The sequence below is a fragment of the Bacillus sp. EAC genome, from assembly GCF_002156875.1.
In the GTDB taxonomy this organism is placed as follows: Bacteria; Bacillota; Bacilli; order Bacillales; family Bacillaceae_G; genus Gottfriedia.
In genome coordinates, this window is record NZ_NCSY01000017.1 from 1 (window position 1) to 19,838 (window position 19,838).

19 protein-coding genes, 1 tRNA gene, 2 rRNA genes, 1 other RNA gene and 1 other annotated feature are annotated in these 19,838 nt (G+C 34.8%); of the genes, 7 read left to right on the top strand and 16 right to left on the bottom strand.

Going from position 1 to position 19,838, the window contains the following annotated elements; translation table 11 throughout:
• The 8 genes from B7R65_RS20160 to tadA form a co-directional block, all read right to left on the bottom strand.
• A 16S ribosomal RNA gene (locus B7R65_RS20160) occupies positions 1-261 on the bottom strand; the annotation flags it as partial.
• Positions 262-496: 235 nt separating this feature from the next.
• Positions 497-760, bottom strand: coding sequence for a pro-sigmaK processing inhibitor BofA family protein (locus B7R65_RS20165; protein WP_179194939.1), 264 nt, complete (start codon positions 758-760; stop codon positions 497-499).
• Positions 761-888: 128 nt separating this feature from the next.
• Entirely contained in the window at positions 889-1,116 is a 228-nt protein-coding gene (locus B7R65_RS20170; RefSeq protein ID WP_088044615.1) for a YaaL family protein, read from the bottom strand.
• Between the two features lie 23 nt (positions 1,117-1,139).
• A complete protein-coding gene (gene recR, locus B7R65_RS20175; protein ID WP_088044616.1) occupies positions 1,140-1,736 on the bottom strand; it encodes a recombination mediator RecR in 597 nt (198 codons plus the stop codon).
• Positions 1,737-1,747: 11 nt separating this feature from the next.
• Positions 1,748-2,074: a YbaB/EbfC family nucleoid-associated protein gene (locus tag B7R65_RS20180; protein WP_088044617.1), complete on the bottom strand. Its 327-nt coding sequence runs from the start codon at positions 2,072-2,074 to the stop codon at positions 1,748-1,750.
• 20 nt (positions 2,075-2,094) lie between these two features.
• Complete coding sequence (dnaX, locus tag B7R65_RS20185; RefSeq protein WP_088044618.1) at positions 2,095-3,783, bottom strand: DNA polymerase III subunit gamma/tau; 1,689 nt, start codon at positions 3,781-3,783, stop codon at positions 2,095-2,097.
• 376 nt (positions 3,784-4,159) lie between these two features.
• Positions 4,160-4,424: signal recognition particle sRNA large type (ffs, locus tag B7R65_RS20190), an RNA gene on the bottom strand.
• 70 nt (positions 4,425-4,494) lie between these two features.
• On the bottom strand, positions 4,495-4,983 hold the full coding sequence (gene tadA / locus B7R65_RS20195; protein WP_088044619.1) for a tRNA adenosine(34) deaminase TadA: 489 nt from the start codon (positions 4,981-4,983) through the stop codon (positions 4,495-4,497).
• Positions 4,984-5,062: 79 nt separating this feature from the next.
• Here tadA and B7R65_RS20200 point away from each other — a divergent pair, with 79 nt between their 5' ends.
• The 3 genes from B7R65_RS20200 (at position 5,063) to B7R65_RS20210 (ending at position 7,074) form a co-directional block, all read left to right on the top strand.
• Positions 5,063-5,638: a cysteine hydrolase family protein gene (locus B7R65_RS20200; protein ID WP_088044620.1), complete on the top strand. Its 576-nt coding sequence runs from the start codon at positions 5,063-5,065 to the stop codon at positions 5,636-5,638.
• Positions 5,639-5,761: 123 nt separating this feature from the next.
• Positions 5,762-6,403, top strand: a complete 642-nt coding sequence (locus tag B7R65_RS20205) for a deoxynucleoside kinase (protein ID WP_088044621.1) — start codon at positions 5,762-5,764, stop codon at positions 6,401-6,403.
• A complete protein-coding gene (locus tag B7R65_RS20210) occupies positions 6,400-7,074 on the top strand; it encodes a deoxynucleoside kinase (RefSeq protein WP_088044622.1) in 675 nt (224 codons plus the stop codon). Before B7R65_RS20205 ends, B7R65_RS20210 begins: the two co-directional genes overlap by 4 nt.
• 185 nt (positions 7,075-7,259) lie before the next feature.
• On the opposite strand, the gene B7R65_RS21450 is transcribed toward B7R65_RS20210, so the two are convergent.
• Both B7R65_RS21450 and B7R65_RS20215 read right to left on the bottom strand, forming a co-directional pair.
• A complete protein-coding gene (locus B7R65_RS21450; protein ID WP_179194940.1) occupies positions 7,260-7,415 on the bottom strand; it encodes a hypothetical protein in 156 nt (51 codons plus the stop codon).
• Positions 7,416-7,578: 163 nt separating this feature from the next.
• Positions 7,579-7,671 (bottom strand) — tRNA-Ser (locus B7R65_RS20215).
• 250 nt (positions 7,672-7,921) lie between these two features.
• Here B7R65_RS20215 and B7R65_RS20220 point away from each other — a divergent pair.
• From B7R65_RS20220 to cstA, 3 genes are all read left to right on the top strand, one after another.
• The gene (locus tag B7R65_RS20220; RefSeq protein ID WP_088044623.1) at positions 7,922-9,673 is read left to right on the top strand and encodes a sensor histidine kinase; all 1,752 of its coding nucleotides are present in this window, start codon (positions 7,922-7,924) and stop codon (positions 9,671-9,673) included.
• 3 nt (positions 9,674-9,676) lie between these two features.
• Positions 9,677-10,414, top strand: a complete 738-nt coding sequence (locus B7R65_RS20225; RefSeq protein ID WP_088044624.1) for a LytR/AlgR family response regulator transcription factor — start codon at positions 9,677-9,679, stop codon at positions 10,412-10,414.
• 130 nt (positions 10,415-10,544) lie between these two features.
• Positions 10,545-12,338: a carbon starvation protein CstA gene (gene cstA, locus B7R65_RS20230; RefSeq protein WP_088044625.1), complete on the top strand. Its 1,794-nt coding sequence runs from the start codon at positions 10,545-10,547 to the stop codon at positions 12,336-12,338.
• Between the two features lie 68 nt (positions 12,339-12,406).
• On the opposite strand, the gene serS is transcribed toward cstA, so the two are convergent.
• The 5 genes from serS to guaB all read right to left on the bottom strand — a co-directional run bounded on the left by serS (position 12,407) and on the right by guaB (position 18,567).
• On the bottom strand, positions 12,407-13,681 hold the full coding sequence (serS, locus tag B7R65_RS20235; protein WP_088044626.1) for a serine--tRNA ligase: 1,275 nt from the start codon (positions 13,679-13,681) through the stop codon (positions 12,407-12,409).
• Positions 13,682-13,765: 84 nt separating this feature from the next.
• Positions 13,766-13,993, bottom strand: a binding site (T-box leader).
• Positions 13,994-14,043: 50 nt separating this feature from the next.
• Positions 14,044-14,634 carry a pyridoxal 5'-phosphate synthase glutaminase subunit PdxT gene (pdxT, locus tag B7R65_RS20240; RefSeq protein WP_088044627.1) on the bottom strand — a complete coding sequence of 197 codons (591 nt, stop codon included), beginning with the start codon at positions 14,632-14,634 and terminating at the stop codon, positions 14,044-14,046.
• Between the two features lie 9 nt (positions 14,635-14,643).
• Positions 14,644-15,528 (bottom strand): pyridoxal 5'-phosphate synthase lyase subunit PdxS, encoded by an 885-nt coding sequence (pdxS, locus tag B7R65_RS20245; RefSeq protein WP_088044628.1) that lies wholly within the window; start codon positions 15,526-15,528, stop codon positions 14,644-14,646.
• Positions 15,529-15,657: 129 nt separating this feature from the next.
• Positions 15,658-16,944, bottom strand: coding sequence for a D-alanyl-D-alanine carboxypeptidase family protein (locus tag B7R65_RS20250; protein WP_088044631.1), 1,287 nt, complete (start codon positions 16,942-16,944; stop codon positions 15,658-15,660).
• A gap of 159 nt (positions 16,945-17,103) precedes the next feature.
• The gene (gene guaB / locus B7R65_RS20255; protein ID WP_088044629.1) at positions 17,104-18,567 is read right to left on the bottom strand and encodes an IMP dehydrogenase; all 1,464 of its coding nucleotides are present in this window, start codon (positions 18,565-18,567) and stop codon (positions 17,104-17,106) included.
• Between the two features lie 115 nt (positions 18,568-18,682).
• Between guaB and B7R65_RS20260 the strand changes: the two genes are divergently transcribed.
• On the top strand, positions 18,683-19,642 hold the full coding sequence (locus B7R65_RS20260) for a YaaC family protein (protein ID WP_088044630.1): 960 nt from the start codon (positions 18,683-18,685) through the stop codon (positions 19,640-19,642).
• Between the two features lie 51 nt (positions 19,643-19,693).
• Here the strand turns inward: B7R65_RS20260 and rrf are convergent.
• A 5S ribosomal RNA gene (rrf, locus tag B7R65_RS20265) occupies positions 19,694-19,809 on the bottom strand.
• Positions 19,810-19,838: the final 29 nt, after the last annotated feature.

Below are 19,838 nucleotides of genomic sequence, written 5' to 3' on the forward strand. Positions count from 1 at the left end.
CCAACTAGCTAATGCGCCGCGGGCCCATCTATAAGTGATAGCCGAAGCCATCTTTCAACAAAGGAACAGGAGTTCCTTTGTGTCATCCGGTATTAGCTCCGGTTTCCCGAAGTTATCCCAGTCTTATAGGTAGGTTGCCCACGTGTTACTCACCCGTCCGCCGCTAACCTGCAGGAGCAAGCTCCTACAAGTCCGCTCGACTTGCATGTATTAGGCACGCCGCCAGCGTTCGTCCTGAGCCAGGATCAAACTCTCCATAATAGTTAAGTTTAAATCTTGTTTTGCTCTAAAACTAATAATTGACGTTTTACTTCATGTTTTGTTTAGTTTTCAAAGATCATCATTTAATTTAACAACTTATAAATCATAACATACTCGACAAAAACTGTCAATAAATATTTTTCGTTTTTAAGTTACCGCCATCAGCGACGTTTATAAATATACCACCCTTAGTTTAATAGGTCAATACATTTATGGTAATTTGTTTAAAAAAATTTTAGACAAGGTAGATTCCGATCACACTCAAGGCTACAACACCTGGAATACCTAGAATACTAACAGATAAACATGTCGCTGCATTTATCGGAATATGAAAATTGTTCGACGCTAAAACATAATTCAAAAGAAATACAAGCATGATACACACAATGCCCCTTAGTACATACTTACTTATAACTTTAACTGTTTTAACTGGCATTCCTACTAACAATAAAAATAAAACAACAAATAATACAACTGAAATCATAATAACACTGTTCAAAACAAAAACTCCCCTCATATAACTTGTACACCTTGTACTAAAATTGTATGAGCGGAGTTTATTTTCAATGCCAATAAATTCTATAAATTTAATAAAGAGCTTATTGCAGACGCAATAAACTCTTTTAATTATTTCATTTTTGTAATAAGTACGTTACGAGCTTTCGCCTCTTTTAGCAAAAAATAATACTTTGCTTGATAAAGCTTAACATGAATCAATAAATCCTCTGGTGGATCTACACTTCTTTCTACTAGCTCTACTTGATTTAAGTAAATCTCTTTATAATCATGTAGTTTGTTAACTAGTTTTTCATCAAAATCTTTGCGAAGCTTTCCTTTTTTTCGAAAAAAAACCATGGTCTCTCTCCATTAATCAATTTCTATAACTCTCTTCTACCCTCAAGAGCCTTTGAAAGTGTGACTTCATCTGCATATTCCAAATCCCCTCCGACAGGAAGACCGTGTGCGATACGAGTAATTTTAATACCCGTAGATTTTAATAGCCTTGAAATATACATAGCAGTCGCTTCACCCTCAATATTAGGATTTGTCGCTAAAATAATCTCTTGAACTTCATCATCTTTCAGCCTACTTAAAAGCTCCATAATTTTAATATCTTCAGGCCCTACACCTTCCATTGGAGAAATCGCTCCATGAAGTACATGATATAAACCTTGGTATTCTCTCATTTTTTCCATAGCTATTACATCTTTAGTATCTTGAACAACACAAATTGTTGTTCGATCTCTATGATGATCACCACAAATGTAACAAGGGTCAGTATCAGTAATATGACCACATTGCGTACAATAAAGTAGCTTTCGTTTTGCATCAATCATCGATTTCGCAAAATCTAATACATCATCTTGCTTCATCTCTAACATAAAAAACGCCAGACGTACGGCCGTCTTGGGACCAACCCCTGGCAATTTCATAAAGCTATCTATTAATTTGGATATCGGCTCAGGATAATGCATAGTCGCAGCTCCTAAAACAATCCTGGAATATTCATTCCTTTAGTAAATTGGCCCATTGTTTTTGCCGTAGCATCTTCGATTTGTTTAATCGCATCATTTGTAGCAGTTAAAACTAAATCTTGTAACATTTCGATATCTTCTGGATCAACAACTTCTTCTTTAATATTTACTTCTACTATTTGTTTTAATCCGTTTGCTGTAACAGTTACCATACCGCCACCTGCAGTACCAACAAATGTACGTGCATTTAATTCATTCTGTGCTTCTTCCATTTGTTTTTGCATTTTTTGCATTTGTTTCATCATATTATTCATATTGCCCATTCCGCCACGCATCATTTTAAGTTCCTCCAATATATTTAGTCTTTAATAATTACTAAATCTTCTCCAACAAGATTAATTGCTTCTTGAACAAGTGGTGATACTTCATTAGAAGATTCTTGTTGTTTCGATTGATTTAAATAAGAATCCCTAGTTGATTTCCAATCTTCCTCGGGAATTGCTAACATACTCATTTCTGCCCCTAATAAAGTAGACAATGTTTGATTAATGGTCGTTAAATGTTCTTGTTCACCATTATTATTTATTAAATCACAAATAGTCTCAGATTTAAAAGCAACTATACATTGTTCCGAAGAGGCTGCAACAACTTCACCATACGATACTAATGTAGCTGTAGAGACTTTATTTTGATATCTTAACTGATCCTGTAGTGTCGGCCACACTGCTAATACCTTGTTCTTTTCTTGTTTTGAAGCTGCTCGAAGAACACTTTGGACTAAACTGTTAGGCACTTTTGAACGTGTTGTTGTTGATCTCGGTCTTGTACTAGTTGTTTCGTTATTATTTGAACTATTTACTGCGATTCCATTTTCTTTTAAATGATTTATTTCTTTTTCTAGATGATTAATTTTATTTAGTAAAGCTGTAAGTTCTTCTGATTTTTGTCCTACTTTATTTACAGAAGCTTTTTGACAAAGTTGAACAACGGCTACTTCGAGTAAAACTCTTGGGTGATTTGTCCACTTCATCTCTTGTTGGCTTTTACTAAGTGAAGCAATGATTTGATATATTAATTCATCATCGTAAGACTCACAAATTTCTTTAAATTGTTCACTCACTGTTGCTCTTTCAAGTAATTCAACAGTATTTGGTGAATGTCTATATAATAAAATATCTCGATAATAAACTGTTAAATCTTCAATAAAACGAACAGGATCTTTCCCTTGGTTTAAAAGTTCCTCGATATTTGTCAAACAAGCAGATACATTACCGTTTATTATTGCTGAAACGATGGAGATTAAACGTTCTTGAGCAACCGTTCCGGTAACAGCTAATACATCATCTAATGCAATGAAATGATCACAGTATGAGATGGCCTGATCAAGAATACTTAAAGCATCCCTCATTCCACCTTCTGCTGCACGGGATAACATCATTAACGCTTCAGGATCAATTTCAATTTGCTGGTGATTTAATACAACTGATAAACGATCTGAAATTGTTTGAGCACTTATTTTATGAAAATCGAAGCGCTGGCATCTCGAAAGTATGGTTAATGGTATTTTGTGCGGCTCCGTTGTAGCTAAGATAAAGATTACATGCCCTGGAGGCTCTTCTAATGTTTTTAATAATGCATTAAAAGCTCCAATTGATAACATATGGACTTCATCTATTATGTATACTTTATACTTCCCAACAGAGGGAGCGTATTTTACCTTTTCTCGGATATCACGTATTTCATCTACTCCATTATTAGATGCTGCATCGATTTCAATAACATCAGAAATTGAGCCATCTGTAATTCCTTTACAAACTGAACACTCATTACACGGTTCGTTTGTAGGAGCATGTTCACAATTCAAAGCTTTTGCAAAGATTTTAGCCGTACTTGTTTTACCAGTTCCTCTAGGTCCTGTGAACAAATATGCGTGAGATACTTTTTGCTGAAGAAGGGAGTTTTGTAACGTTCGTATTATATGATTTTGACCTACAACATCTTTAAATTGTTGGGGTCTCCACAAACGATATAAGGCTTGATAAGTCAATTGGTTTCCTCCTTCTTACAAAGTCATCATTATTATACCCTATGTATTGATTTGATGGAAAATTTTTTAAAGAAAATGAAGTAAACTCGGATTAGCGAGCCTCTAGGTGAAAACATAGGCGTAGTTGCGTTTATACTTAATTCAGATTTGACAGATAGGTTATAGGTCGAGAACTCTTCTTCGCTGCCAATTTATTAATTCTTTAACGTATAAAGTAAACTCACCTTATGATCAGCCTTTTAGAATATGAAGTTGAACTTATACTTAATTTCTATAATTGGCATTCAGTCGATTACTCATCCTTGAAGGCAATTTATACTTTCTTAACGTACAAAAAAACTCACTCAAGATTGAGTGAGTTTTTATAAAGTTACTGCCGTGCACCACTCGTCGATGCACTACCCCAAGCGTTACTTAAACAGTTAGCTCGGCCCAGGCACCCCTACGGCACACGAGAGGGCTCACTTATTGCTGCTTCCTTCCGGACCTGACAAGGTTCGTGAGTTCTCGTTGCGTAGGACCCAGACGTCAACACCACTTATTTAAGGCAGACCCTGAAATAGATACACCTCGGAGTGGAATTCAGTCTCGCTAGAGCGGATTGCGAGTACAGGGCACCGCTACCTCCCCACCTAGCACGGCAAAGTTACAACCTATTTTATCCCGCTGTTTGAAGCGGTATTTAAAGTATATACGAACCTCTTCAAAAAATCAATGTTTGTCCTCAACAGGTAATTTTTTCTTCTTCGCCCTTAAATCTCTAAAGAAATTCGTTAATAAATTACTACATTCTTCCTCTTGAATTCCTGATTCTACTTCGCAACGATGATTAAATCTGTCTTCCTGTAACAAATTATAAATAGATCCCCCACATCCAGCTTTCGGATCTTTCGCACCGAAAACCACTCTAGGAATTCTTGATTGAATAATCGCCCCTGCACACATAGGACACGGTTCAAGTGTTACATATAATGTCGTTTCTTCCAGCCTCCACGAATCAATTACTTTGCAAGCTTCTTCTATTGCACTAATTTCTGCATGGCCTAATGCGGTTTGCTTCGTTTCCCTTACATTATAACTACGAGCTATTACTTCATCTTTATAAACGATAACGGCCCCAATGGGCACTTCACCTATCTTTTCGGCCTTTAAAGCTTCTTCAATCGCCATCTTCATATAAAACTCATCTTTATTCAACATTTACACCTCTTTATTTCAATAACAAACAAATATTCTTTTTATCAGTAGATAAACTAATCATAGATTGGGGTGACGTAAAATGAATTCTTTAAATCATAAAAGTGAAACCAAGCCTGCTTTATTAATTGTAGATTTAATTAATTCTTTTTCATTTAAACATGGGTGTGTTCTAGCTGAAAAAACATTAAAAATGATTCCAAATATTAAATTACTACGGAAACTATTTGTAGACAGAAAACTTCCCATCATTTATATAAATGATCATTATAAAATTAATAATCCTACTCCTGAAAAACTGATTAATCATTGTCTAAATCCATTAAGTTATTCTGTCATAAAACAAGTAATGCCATCAGAACATGACTGGTTTATCTTTAAACCTAATTATTCTGGCTTTTATAAGACAAAACTCGACGGTCTACTAAAGGAATTAAATGTTACACACTTATTCATAATAGGTGTTGCTGGTAATCGTTGTGTTTTATTTACAGCAAACGATGCTTTTATGCGCGATTATAAACTAATTATACCTTACGATGCAATTTCGTCTGTTACGGATTATGATGAAAAAATTTCAATCTATATGATGAAAGATATTTTAAATGCAGAAGTAGTTCTTTCTGAGGAAATAAAAAAGATAATTAATAAATTATAATGAAATTGTCATACATAATTGGAAATTTTTTAAAATTGTATTCCGCCTGTCCGCAGTATGTTAAAATAGTTTCTGTATGTTTTAGCGTATGATACGGAATTTGACTAGTAAGGAGGACAAGAGATGATACATGTACCTTTTATAACAGTAGAAGGACCTATAGGTGTCGGAAAAACATCTCTATCCAAAGCTATATCTGAGCACTTTCAATATGAATTATTGAAAGAAATCGTTGATGAAAATCCATTCTTAGGTAAGTTTTATACAGACATTGAGGAATGGAGCTTCCAAACAGAAATGTTTTTCCTTTGTAATCGATTTAAGCAATTAGAAGACATAGATCGTGATTTTCTAAAAAAATCGATACCAGTTGTTGCAGATTACCATATCCTTAAGAATTTAATTTTTGCTAGCAGAACATTAAAAGACCAACAGCATGATAAATACTTAAAAATATATCAGATTTTAACTGAAGACATGCCAAAACCTAATGTCATCGTTTACTTAACGGCAAGTCTTGAAACTCTACAAAAACGCATTGAAGTTCGAGGTAGAGAATTTGAACAATTAATTGAGGATCAGTACTTAATCCAATTAATAGAAGATTACGAGATACACATGAAGGAGTTTCAGTTGAAACATCCAGAGATCCCAGTCCTAAAATTTGATGGGGATCAAATTGATTTCGTAAATAATCCTAGAGATTTAGCGATGATACTTGATAAATTAGAAAACACCTTACAAAAGGAGCTAAGAAGCATATGAATTTGCGCGAAAAATATGGAATACGAAATGACGCTGTTATAACAATTGCAGGAACGGTAGGTGTTGGTAAATCTACAATGACAAATGCCTTGGCGGAAGCATTAAACTTTCGTACATCATTTGAAAAAGTAGATACTAATCCTTATTTAGATAAATTTTATCAAGACTTTGCTCGTTGGAGCTTTCATTTGCAAATTTACTTCTTAGCAGAACGTTTTAAAGAACAAAAGAGAATGTTCGAATATGGTGGAGGATTTATCCAAGATCGTTCGATTTATGAAGATACAGGCATTTTCGCAAAAATGCACTACGAAAAAGGTACAATGAGTGATGTTGATTATGAAACGTACACTAGCTTATTTGATGCAATGGTTATGTCACCATATTTCCCTGCACCAGATTTATTAATCTACCTTGAAGGTACATTTGATGAAGTTGTTGAGCGTATTAAAGAACGCGGGCGCCCAATGGAGCAACAAACGCCAATCGAATATTGGAAAGAAATGAATACACGTTACGAAAACTGGATCAATAACTTTAATGCATGTCCTGTCCTTCGCTTAAGTATAAGTGAATATGACCTAATCAAAAATGGATCATCTGTAGAAGAGATCGTTAAAAAAATTGGGAATTTATTAAACCACTCACAAAAATATATGAAATCTAGATAAATAAGAAAAGTGGAAGGCGTTTGCCCAGCCCCGACAAGCATAAGACTAAGAACGATAAAGGTTGGGGTTTACCTTTGGCGAGCTTTGGCTTATGACCTCGAGGGGCTAACGCCTGGAACTAGACATACCATAAAAGAAAAGCTGATTACTTGTTTTTAATTACAAGTAATCAGCTTTTTACTTTATTATCCATTTATCTGGCTTATATCTCTTTTATAAACATCATATGCAATAGCTGCCGCGATTAAGGATCCAATAAAAAACAATACCGAACCACCTAAAGTAAATAACCTACCAATCAATAAAGCAAAGTCTTCTGAAGTTTGTTGCTCCTGGTTCATACTCCTCGCTCCCTAACTCCCTGTATTCTATCTCAGACACTAATAAGATATGTACAATTGCCTATCTATGTTCATTAATATTTATCCAAACAAAAAACCCGTTACATAAATGTAACGAGTTGACAATCTCCAAATATATATGCGCTCCGTTAAAAATCAAAAATGGAGGAGTAAGAGGGATTCGAACCCCCGCGGGCTGTTACACCCCTGTCGGTTTTCAAGACCGATCCCTTCAGCCAGACTTGGGTATTACTCCGTTTTGACAAGATTTATAATAGCATATCAAAAAAATGTGGTCAAGTATATTTCTGAAATTTTTTTTATATTTTTCAAGTATTTTTTTGCCCTATTCCCTTATTTATTATGGCCCTTATGAAAGGAATTATAAAAATAGATTCAACAATTCATTTTAACTGTATTTTGTTATACAAAAATAATACCTAGTATTTATAATAGTAATAAGTATTTAAATATTTAGATATTAATATGCAAGGTGGGAGAAAAATTTGATAGAATTACTACCCTTAATGTTAGAAAGGGTTGGTATCCTTGTTATACTAGCTTTTTTACTTTCAAGGATGAAATCATTTCGACAGATCATTCATAATGAACATTCTATAAAAGGAAAATTTCTACTGATTGCTATATTCGGTGTTTTTGGTGTAATTAGTAATTACACTGGCGTTCACATCTATCGGGAAGTTATTCTGTCCCAAGAATGGCATTTTAATGTAGCGAGTAACAACGCTATAGCCAATACAAGAATTATGGGTGTCGCCATAGGCGGATTACTTGGAGGTCCTGTTGTTGGTTTAGGTGTTGGTTTAATAGCCGGGTTACATAGACTAACATTAGGCGGTTTCACAGCTTTTCCATGTGCAATATCAACAATTGTAGCAGGAATTATCACGGGATTTCTCGGCAAAAAATATAGTATTCAGAAAAACAAAACACCTTGGCGTGCTGTAGCAATTGGAATTATTATGGAATGCATTCAAATGGGGATTATTTTACTAATCGCTAAACCTTTTGAGGCCGCTCTTCATTTAGTAGAAATAATTGCTATACCTATGATTGCGATTAACGGATTTGGTACACTGATCTTCATATTAATCATTCAAACAATATTACAAGAGGAAGAGCGTACGAGGGCATTGCAAACCAATAAAGCATTGTATATCGCTCAGCAAACCCTGCCATTTTTTAGACAAGGTTTATCAATTCATTCTAGTGGCGAGGTTTCAAAAATTATTTATCGATTAACAAATGCAGATGCAATCTCAATTACAGACCATACACAGATACTTGCACATATTGGAGCTGGATCCGATCATCATAAACCATTGCAAAGTGTAGCGACAAATTTAACAAAAAAAGCACTTTTGCAAGGTGAAATAATCTTAGCTAACTCCAAGGAAGAGATTCAGTGCTATCATGATGATTGTCCTCTACAAGCTGCAATTGTTCTCCCATTAAAAGCATTAAACAAAACAGTTGGTTCATTAAAACTATATTATAGGAACCCAAATAAACTAGATCAAGTTGAACAAGAACTTGCTGAAGGGTTATCTAAACTTTTTTCAACACAATTAGAGCTTGCGGAAGCAGAGCTACAAAGGAAATTACTTAAGGATGCAGAGATTAAAGCTTTACAAGCACAAATACATCCCCACTTTTTATTTAATTCTATTAATACAATTTCTAGTCTAATTCGAACGGATTCTGATAAAGCACGAAAATTACTAATTCATCTTAGTACTTTCTTTCGAAATAATTTACAGGGTGCAAGACAAACACTCGTACCTTTGGAAAAAGAATTAGAGCACGTAGAAGCATACTTAATATTAGAACAAACACGTTTTCCAAATAGATTCAGTGTTGACTTTGATATTGAGCCTAGATTAAAAAGTATACAAATACCTCCTTTTACTCTTCAGCCTCTTGTTGAAAATGCAATTAGACATGCACGTTCAAAAGAGAAAACATTGAACATTATTGTCCGGGTATATGAAGAAGAAGGTAATATGATCCTTTTAACAATGGATAACGGAATTGGAATCCCCTCTAATTTACTTAAGACCATTGGGAATGAAACAGTTCAGTCAAAAGAAGGAACTGGAACTGCGTTATGGAATATAAAAAAACGAATAGAAGAAATTTATGGACATGAAGAACTCTTCAAAATTGAATCTGAACTTGGACTTGGCACAAAAGTCTATATAACACTCCCGTTAAATATGGAAAGATTGGAGGGATAAAACTTGTTAAAAGCTCTAATTGTTGACGATGAACCGCTAGCTAGAGACGAACTTGTATATCTTTTGAAAAGAAGTAGAGAAGTTGATATTATCGGCGAAGTTGATTCTATTGAAAGCACAATGGGACTAATTCGTACGAAAGAAATCGATGTTGTCTTTTTAGATATTCAGTTAGCTGATGAAAGTGGTTTAGAAATAGCACAAAAAATACAGGAATTTGAAAACCTGCCTGCAATAGTGTTTGCAACAGCTTTTGATGAATATGCGTTAAATGCATTTGAATTACAGGCCGTTGATTACTTATTAAAACCTTTTGATGAAGAGAGAGTTTTAATGACTGTAAAAAAATTATTAAAATTCACAAACCATTCGGTTAACATACCTCTTCAAAATAAACAAAAACGCTTTTTGAAACAAGACAAGCTAGCTATTACGGTTGATGAGCGAATCATTTTGACTACGTTTGATGAAATTCACTACATTTACACACTTGATGGAACTACAAGCGTTGTGACAGATAAACAAACTTTCCGAATTAATGAACCATTAATAAATATCGAACGGAAGCTACAAGATTCATCATTTATACGAGTACACCGAAGCTACATCGTAAATTTTGATAAGATTGTTGAAATCCAACCTTGGTTCCACTCTACCTATAATCTAATAATGGAAGATGGAGAAAAGGTACCTGTTAGTAGGACCTATACAAAGGAACTTAAGCAATTATTCCACTTGTAAGCTTGTATTTCAATTCCCGTTTATTGCTACTCAACCTGATATTCTTGCAATTCAAATTGAAAAGAATATGTTTGCTTTTTCATAAAGTAATATAAGTATGTACAAACACACAGGGGAGGTTTCGGTAAAAATGAATGCGGTTACAATTGTTATTGCTTCAATGTGTATTTTAATGATAGCTTATCGATTATATGGAACATTCATGACTGTAAAAGTATTGAAGTTAGATGACTCTAAAGCTACACCAGCTCATGAACTAAATGATGGAAAAGATTATGTTCCTACAAACAAATGGGTCTCATTCGGCCATCATTTCGCGGCAATTGCTGCTGCGGGACCACTTGTTGGACCAATTTTAGCAGCACAGTTTGGATACCTTCCAGGATTACTTTGGCTTTTAATCGGTGCTGTTATCGGAGGAGCAGTACATGATATTGTTGTCTTATATGCCTCTATGAGGAAAAAAGGAAAGTCTTTATCAGAAGTAGCAAAAGATGAGTTAGGACCAGTTGCAGGCTTCTGCACAGGACTTGCAATGCTATTTATTATAACGATTACAATGGCTGGTCTCTCGATGGTGGTACTTCATGCTCTTGAAAACAATCCATGGGGAACATTCGCCGTTGGTATCACGATCCCTATCGCAATGGGGGTTGGAATTTTTTATAAGAAAACAGGAAATTTAAAGCTAGCATCTAGCATTGGATTTATTCTACTAATGATTGGAGTTTTTATAGGTCCTACAATTCAAGAAACTGCTATTGGGGACTTTCTAACTTTTGATACGAAAACTTTAGCTATTATCCTACCAATTTATGCATTTTTTGCAGCAGCACTACCTGTATGGCTACTACTAGCACCTCGAGATTATTTAAGTAGCTTTATGAAAATTGGTGTATTTATTGCATTAATTATTGGCGTATTCATAATAAATCCAGCTATCGAGTTTCCTTCTGTTACGAAATTCGTTAATGGAGGCGGTCCAATTCTAGCAGGTCCTGTATGGCCGTTTATTTCCATTACAATTGCATGTGGTGCTATTTCAGGTTTCCATGCTTTCGTGGGATCCGGTACTACTCCTAAAATGCTTGATCGATGGAGTGATATAAAGGTGGTTGGATTTGGAGCAATGTTGGTTGAATGCTTAGTGGGAATAATGGCCTTAATCGCTGCTACTGCTCTACAACCTGCCGATTATTTTGCAATTAACTCTGCTCCTGAGGTGTTTAAAACACTGGGAATGAATGTTGTACATCTACCTGAACTTAGTCGTGAAATTGGTTTGAATTTAGAAGGTCGTACGGGCGGTGCAGTTACTTTGGCTGTCGGCATGACATATATTTTCACATCAATACCTTGGTTTAGCCATTTATCATCATATTTCTTCCAATTTGTTGTCATGTTTGAAGCAGTATTTATTTTAACGGCAATTGATGCAGGCACGCGTGTAGCTCGCTATTTGATTCAAGACTTCTTTGGTGAATATTACAAACCATTGAAGAGAACGGATTGGCTTCCTGGTTCTATTTTCGCAAGTGCACTAGCTTGCTTTATGTGGGGCTATCTCTTATTCTCTGGTGATATCGGATCAATATGGGCCCTCTTTGGTGTATCAAACCAATTAATGGCCTCTATAGGTTTGATTATTGGAGCAACTGTTATTTTAAAGATAGCTGATAAACGATGGTATATGCTTACATGTCTTGTTCCATTAGCCTATCTATTCGTGACAGTAAATTATGCTGGTTATTGGATGGTAAAGAATGTTTATCTAAATGAACAGGCTGCTGGATATAGTATGTTAAATGCAGTTTTATCAATCATTATGTTAATGCTAGGTTTAATTATCTTAATTTCAGCCATAAAAAAATGGACGAAAATGTGGAATACACCTCAATATAAATTAGATATTAAATCCTTCTAATTAAAAAAGCAGGTAAAACGAGAACTTAATTCTCGTATTTGCCTGCTTTTTTATACTGTAAAATAGATTTATTTAATAACTTCTTTTCCACCCATATATGGACGAAGAACTTCTGGAATAATAATAGATCCATCTTCCTGTTGATAGTTCTCTAATATAGCAGAAACTGTTCGACCAATCGCAAGACCAGATCCATTTAACGTATGAACAAATTCTGGTTTTCCTTTTGGCTCACGACGGAAGCGGATATTTGCACGTCTAGCTTGGAAACCTTCAAAATTACTGCAAGAAGAGATTTCTTTATATGCATTATAGCTAGGTAACCATACTTCGATATCATATGTTTTCGCAGAAGAGAAACCAATATCACCTGCACATAAAGTAATTACTCGGTAAGGTAATTGTAATAATTGAAGAACCTTTTCAGCATGTGCTGTTAATTTTTCAAGTTCAATATAAGAATCTTCAGGTTTTACAAAACGTACTAGTTCTACTTTATTAAATTGGTGCTGACGAATTAATCCTCTTGTATCACGACCAGCTGAACCGGCTTCAGAACGGAAGCATGCGCTATAAGCAGTATAAGCAATCGGTAATTGTGATCCATCTAGAATTTCATCACGATGGTAATTAGTAACAGGCACCTCCGCTGTTGGTACTAAGAAGAAATCTTCCTTCTCAATGCGGAACGCATCTTCTTCAAATTTTGGTAATTGACCAGTACCAATCATGCTTGAACGATTGACAAGGTTTGGAGGAAGCATCTCTGTATAACCATGTTCTTCAGTATGAAGATCTAACATAAAACTGATTAACGCACGCTCAAGTTTAGCTCCTAATCCTTTATAAAAAGTAAAACGGCTACCAGTAACTTTAGCACCGCGTTCGAAGTCTAAAATATCTAAATCAACACCTAAATCCCAATGTGGCTTCGGTTCAAATTCAAATGTACGAACTTCCCCTATTCTACGAATTTCAACATTGTCTTCTTCCGTTAATCCCTCTGGTACTGAATCACTTACTAGGTTAGGAACTGTAAATAGAATTGCATCTAACTGCTCTTCTAATTCTCTAACCTCATCATCTAAAACTTTGATTTTGTCTCCTACTTCACGCATTTCAACAATTAATGCTTCAGCATCCTTTTTCTCTCTTTTAAGAACGCTAATTTCCTGACTTACTTCATTACGACGGCTCTTTAAGCTTTCCGTTTCAACAAGTAATTCACGACGTTTTAGATCTAAGTCTTCAAACTTTTCAATGTAACTAACATCTCCACCACGTAACTGAAGTTTAGCTTTTACATCTTCAAAATTACTACGTAATAACTTAATATCTAACATGTTTATTCCTCCCATTTTTTAATAATATTACTCTCATTGTCTAAAGGATATTTTAAAAAACAATACAAAAAGCCCTCATCCCTATAAAGGGACGAGAGCTACCCGCGTTGCCACCCTAATTGAAGAATTAAATCATAATTCTTCCACCTTAGTATAGTTAACGGACTATATAACCGAGGTTAATTACTAACTTAATAAGTATTCCATAACCCGCTCAAGAATGGATTCACAAGACTTTATTATCGGTTTTCACCACCCACCGACTCTCTAAAAATAAAATAACTTGTTACTATTTTCTATCATCGCTTTAAACAATTTAAATTATATTATAATTTACTATAAGCTTTTACTTTTTTCAATAGCTACATACTTAAATTTGCAATTTTTTCTTTAACTATCTCTACAAAGTAATTCATTAAACGGTAATCGTTCGTTAATTCTGGGTGGAAAGATGCAGCTAACAGATGATTCTGTCTTACTGCTACGATATTGCCATCATGCATAGCGATTACTTCTGCATCACCTGATACCGATCGAATAAACGGTGCTCTAATAAATACAGCTGGAAAGTCTTCACATACCCCTTTAATTGGAATATTTACTTCAAAACTATCCACTTGTCTTCCAAAAGCATTTCGTTCTGCTACCATATCCATTACACCAATGTGTACAGAATCATCATTTGCAATTTCTTTTGAGAGCAAAATCATACCTGCACAAGTACCGAACGCTGGTAAACCATTTTCGATTTTCTCTTTAAGAGGTTGTAATAACCCTATGTGATCAAGTAACTTACGCATAGCCGTACTTTCTCCGCCAGGTAACACTATTCCATCTAAACCTTCTAAGTGTTCTTCACGCTTAACGATAACAGCTTCAGCACCACATGCTTTAATAGCATTTATATGTTCTTGAACTGCCCCTTGTAATGCTAATACACCTATTTTCATAATTTCACCAACTTAAATGCTACGGTCTTGCATACGGTCAGCTGCAGCAAGTTGTCTCATATCGATACCTTTCATAGCTGGTCCTAAGTTTTTAGAAAGGTTTGCAATTAATTCATAATCTTGATAGTGAGTAGTAGCTTGTACAATTGCACTTGCAAATTTCTCTGGGTTTTCCGATTTAAAGATACCAGAACCTACGAATACACCATCAGCACCTAATTCCATCATTAAAGCTGCATCTGCAGGTGTTGCTACACCACCAGCTGCAAAGTTAACAACAGGTAAACGGCCAAGTTCTTTAATTTGAAGTAATAATTCATATGGAGCTCCAAGGTTTTTCGCTTCAACCATTAACTCATCAAGTGATAATCCAACCACTTTACGGATTTCTCCATTAATTTGGCGTAAGTGACGAACAGCTTCAACAATATTTCCTGTTCCAGGTTCACCTTTAGTACGTAGCATTGATGCACCTTCACCAATACGACGAAGCGCTTCACCTAGGTTACGGCAACCACAAACGAAAGGAACAGTGTAATCAGTTTTATTAATGTGGAAAATATCATCTGCTGGAGATAATACTTCACTCTCATCAATGTAATCTACTCCCATTGCTTCTAACACGCGAGCTTCTACGATATGCCCAATACGAGCTTTAGCCATTACAGGAATACTTACAGCGTTTAAAATTTCTTCAGTAATACTTGTATCAGCCATACGAGCTACTCCACCAGCTGCACGAATATCAGATGGTACTTTCTCTAAAGCCATTACTGCTACTGCTCCAGCAGCTTCTGCTATTTTAGCTTGCTCAGCATTTACTACGTCCATAATAACGCCGCCTTTTTGCATTTCTGCCATGCCACGTTTTACACGATCTGTTCCTGTTATATTCATTGTCTTACCCCTCCATTATTAAAACTCACTTGGTAACCATTAATATACTTTCTCCCCAATTGAAGTTACCTAACTATTATTTTACTGAAAAAACGGTAACTTCACAATTGAAGATAAATTTATTTAAAATTATTTAAATAAACCACTGATCCCACTAACGATACTATCCCATAAGTTTCCAAAGAATGAACCGATTCCTCTAAATGTTAAAACTAACCAATTAGCTTTATCAACATTTTTATCAGCCACTAAATCATAAGAATGATCTTTTCCAGTAATAAAACCAAGATCATCATTTTTTGATGATTTTATAACAATTTGGCCTACATTTGCACCTTTTTTAATTGGAGCAACAATATTGCCATCTTTATCGATATATTTCCCAGATAATTTAATATCTGCTTTATAATTTTTACCTTCTCCGCGTTTTACTGCTAATGAAACTGTATCTTTAGCAACAACATTTACTTCTTTATCTTTACCTTTTACTACTTTAACTGTTTTATGTCCCTTTACAGTTTGGCCTTTTTCTACTAATGTAATTTTTTCAAAATTACTGAAACCATAATCCATTAACTTTGCTGTTTCACTAAAACGTGAATTATATGAATTAGCTCCCATTACAACAGAAATATAACGTTGATCATCTCTCTTAGCTGTACCAGTAAAACAGAATCCTGCTGAATCTGTTGAACCAGTTTTTAATCCATCCATACCTTGATATTCAAAAACTAACCCTGGTAACATCCAATTCCAGTTATCCATTTTAACTGGGTATTTTCCGCCTTCTTGGAATATCTTCTTAGGTATTGAAGAAGTTTGAAGTACTTCAGGATATTGATTAATTAACGAATACGCTAATTTTGCTACACCTTTAGCAGTCATGATATTTTCATCAGAAGGAGAAGTACCTTCTGGATGCATTCCTTGTAAATCTTTATTCACTAATCCAGTTGCGTTAACAAACTTAACTTCACCAAGATCTAATTGTGTAGCTTTATCATTCATTAACTGAACAAAGTTTTTCTCGGATCCACCAATTGTTTCTGCAAGAGCAATTGTTGCACCATTTGCAGAATAGATTGCAGCTGCTTCATATAATTCTTTAACTGTATATTTCCCACCTAATTCAAGCGGTACATTCGATAAACCAGTATTTTGAGAAATTTTATGTGCGTACTCAGATACTGTTACTTTTTGGTCCCATGAAATTTCGCCTTTTTTTACAGCCTCATTCACAAGTAATTCTGTCATCATTTTCGTCATACTCGCTATTGGTAAAGGAGTACTTGAATTTTTTTCATATAATATTTTTCCAGAATTTGAATCTACTAAAATTGCTGCTTTTGCCTGAATTCCTAAAACATCTTCTGCTGCAGCTACTGGTCGTAAATTTACAGGGATGATTAAAGCCATTGCTAGTGCTATTACTACTAGTTTTGTTAGTATGTTCTTTCGTATCACTTTCTTACCTCCACTCTTAATTTCACCTTTGTATATTTTAACATAATTATTTCCCAAAAAATAGGCAACTACAATTTCTTGTAATTGCCTAATTAGATCATGCTTTAATTATCATGATGAGTAATTCGGTGATTCTTTTGTGATTTGTACATCATGTGGATGGCTTTCGCGTAAACCAGCACCAGTCATACGAATAAATTGTGCATTTTCTCTTAATTCTCTTAAGGTTGCTGTTCCACAATATCCCATACCTGCTCGAATTCCTCCAATTAATTGGTGAACTGTATCAGCTAATGGTCCTTTGTAAGGAACACGTCCTTCAATACCTTCAGGAACTAATTTTTTGTTACCTTCTTGGAAGTAACGGTCCTTACTTCCTCTTTCCATCGCCCCGACAGAACCCATTCCTCGGTAAACTTTAAATTGTCTACCTTGATAAATTTCTGTTTCCCCTGGACTTTCTTGAACGCCTGCAAACATGCTACCTAACATAACAACATGTCCACCAGCTGCAAGAGCTTTTACTATATCACCAGAATATTTTATACCACCGTCTGCAATAATTGGAACACCATATTCTTTAGCAACAGTTGCACAATCGTAAACTGCTGTAAGTTGAGGTACACCAACTCCTGCAACAACACGAGTTGTACAAATTGAACCTGGCCCAATTCCTACTTTAACAATATCTGCTCCAGCTTCAATTAGTTCCTTTGTAGCTTGAGCAGTCGCAACATTACCAGCGATGATTGCTAATTCTGGGAACTTATTTCTAATTTCTTGAACTTTATCAATTACACCTTTAGAGTGACCGTGTGCCGTATCAATTACGATCACGTCAACATTAGCTTTAACTAATAATTCTACTCGTTGAAGTGCATCTTTTGTTACGCCAACTGCTGCACCTACAAGTAAACGACCTTGCTGATCTTTTGCAGAATTTGGAAACTCAATAACTTTTTCAATGTCCTTAATTGTAATTAAACCTTTTAATGTACCATCGTCATTTACTAGGGGTAGCTTTTCAATCTTATGTTTTTGAAGAATTTTTTCTGCTTCCGCAAGTGTAGTTCCAACTGGAGCAGTGACAAGATTTTCTTTTGTCATTACATCAGAAATAACAATTGAGTAATCTTGGATAAAACGCAAATCACGGTTAGTTAGGATACCAACTAATTTTCTATTCTCTGTATCATCTACAATTGGTACTCCTGAGATACGATATTTTCCCATTAAATATTCAGCATCTGCTACTTTATGAGTTGGTGTTAGGAAAAATGGATCATCGATTACACCTGACTCTGAACGCTTAACCTTATCTACTTGCTCAGCTTGTTCTTCGATAGACATATTTTTGTGTATAATACCTAGTCCACCTTGTCTCGCCATTGCAATAGCCATATCTGCTTCTGTTACTGTGTCCATCCCAGCACTGATTAGTGGAATGTTTAACTGAATTTTATCTGTTAACTTAACACTTACGTCAACTTGGTTTGGAAGTACTTCAGATTTTGCTGGAACTAGTAATACATCATCAAAAGTAAGTCCTTCTTTTACGAATTTCGATTCCCACATAAAAAAGCCCCCCTATACACGTATAAATATTATTAGTAGATTAACAATAGGATAAAACACTGTCAAGGATGTCAAATTATGTTTAAATATTCAGTTAATAAGGAGTCCTTCTCTTATGTTATATTCAAATACTAATGTATGGGATGAACTATGCTACTTTAGCTCCGCACAATATTCTAAAAATTATCTTCAAGCAAAATATGAGCGTTTTCATTCTATAAATAAAAAAACGAAAGCTTTTCATAATGCTTACCCATTTTTATATTATATTGAGCATGGAAAAAGCTATTTTCAGGCAGCACATCATTCGCAAATAAATGTTAAACCTACTTTGTTATTTTACGGATTAATTCAATTAATAAAAGCGTGTATTCTTACGGTCGATCCAAATTATCCTAGTAGTACGGCAATTTTAGCTCATGGTGTAACTTCTAGGAAAATAAAAAAAAGTGGCTATTCATTTTCAGATGATGAAGTGAAGATCCAAAAAAGTGGTTTATTTACTCATGCAGCAAAAGAATTATTTAATATTCATAACTTAGAGGGCGAAAAATTTATGATGCTTCAACTTTTACAATCGATACCTGAATTAAGTAAGCTACTCAAAATCACAAAAAAGGGAAATCTTTTCATTCCAATTACGACTGAAAATGAAACGATTATTATACCGGAGAAAATCCTATCTTCCTATCACTTTACTTCTGAACGTTTTATATCATTTCTTCACTCTAAACAAAGTTCATTAAATATTGAGCTAATGGAACAAGATCAAAAACAACTAAAAATTAAAACCAATCAAACTGATAGACTTTTAAATAATGCTCCCTTTTATTTTAATTTAATAAATCATAACTATTATTTAAAAACACAAAAAGAGTCACTTGATTTATTACCGGAAATTCTTTATCACTATTTACTTCTCTATAACTTAAGTATGATTTGCCGTTATGAAACGGATTGGTGGTGTGAGCTTTTACAAACATATTCAACAGATGATTATCCAATTATTAATCAATTCTTATCAGCTACAGAACAAAAAATTCCTTTTTTAATTCATCGTTACTTAACTACATAAAAGATTACGTAAAAAAAAAACATCAGCCTATAAGCTGATGTTTTTCAATTAACCAGGCGACGTTCTACTCTCACAGGGGGAAACCCCCAACTACCATCGACGCTGAAGAGCTTAACTGCCGTGTTCGGTATGGGAACGGGTGTGACCTCTTCGCTATCATCACTTGATTTATTTGCTTGGGACATTGATTATTATA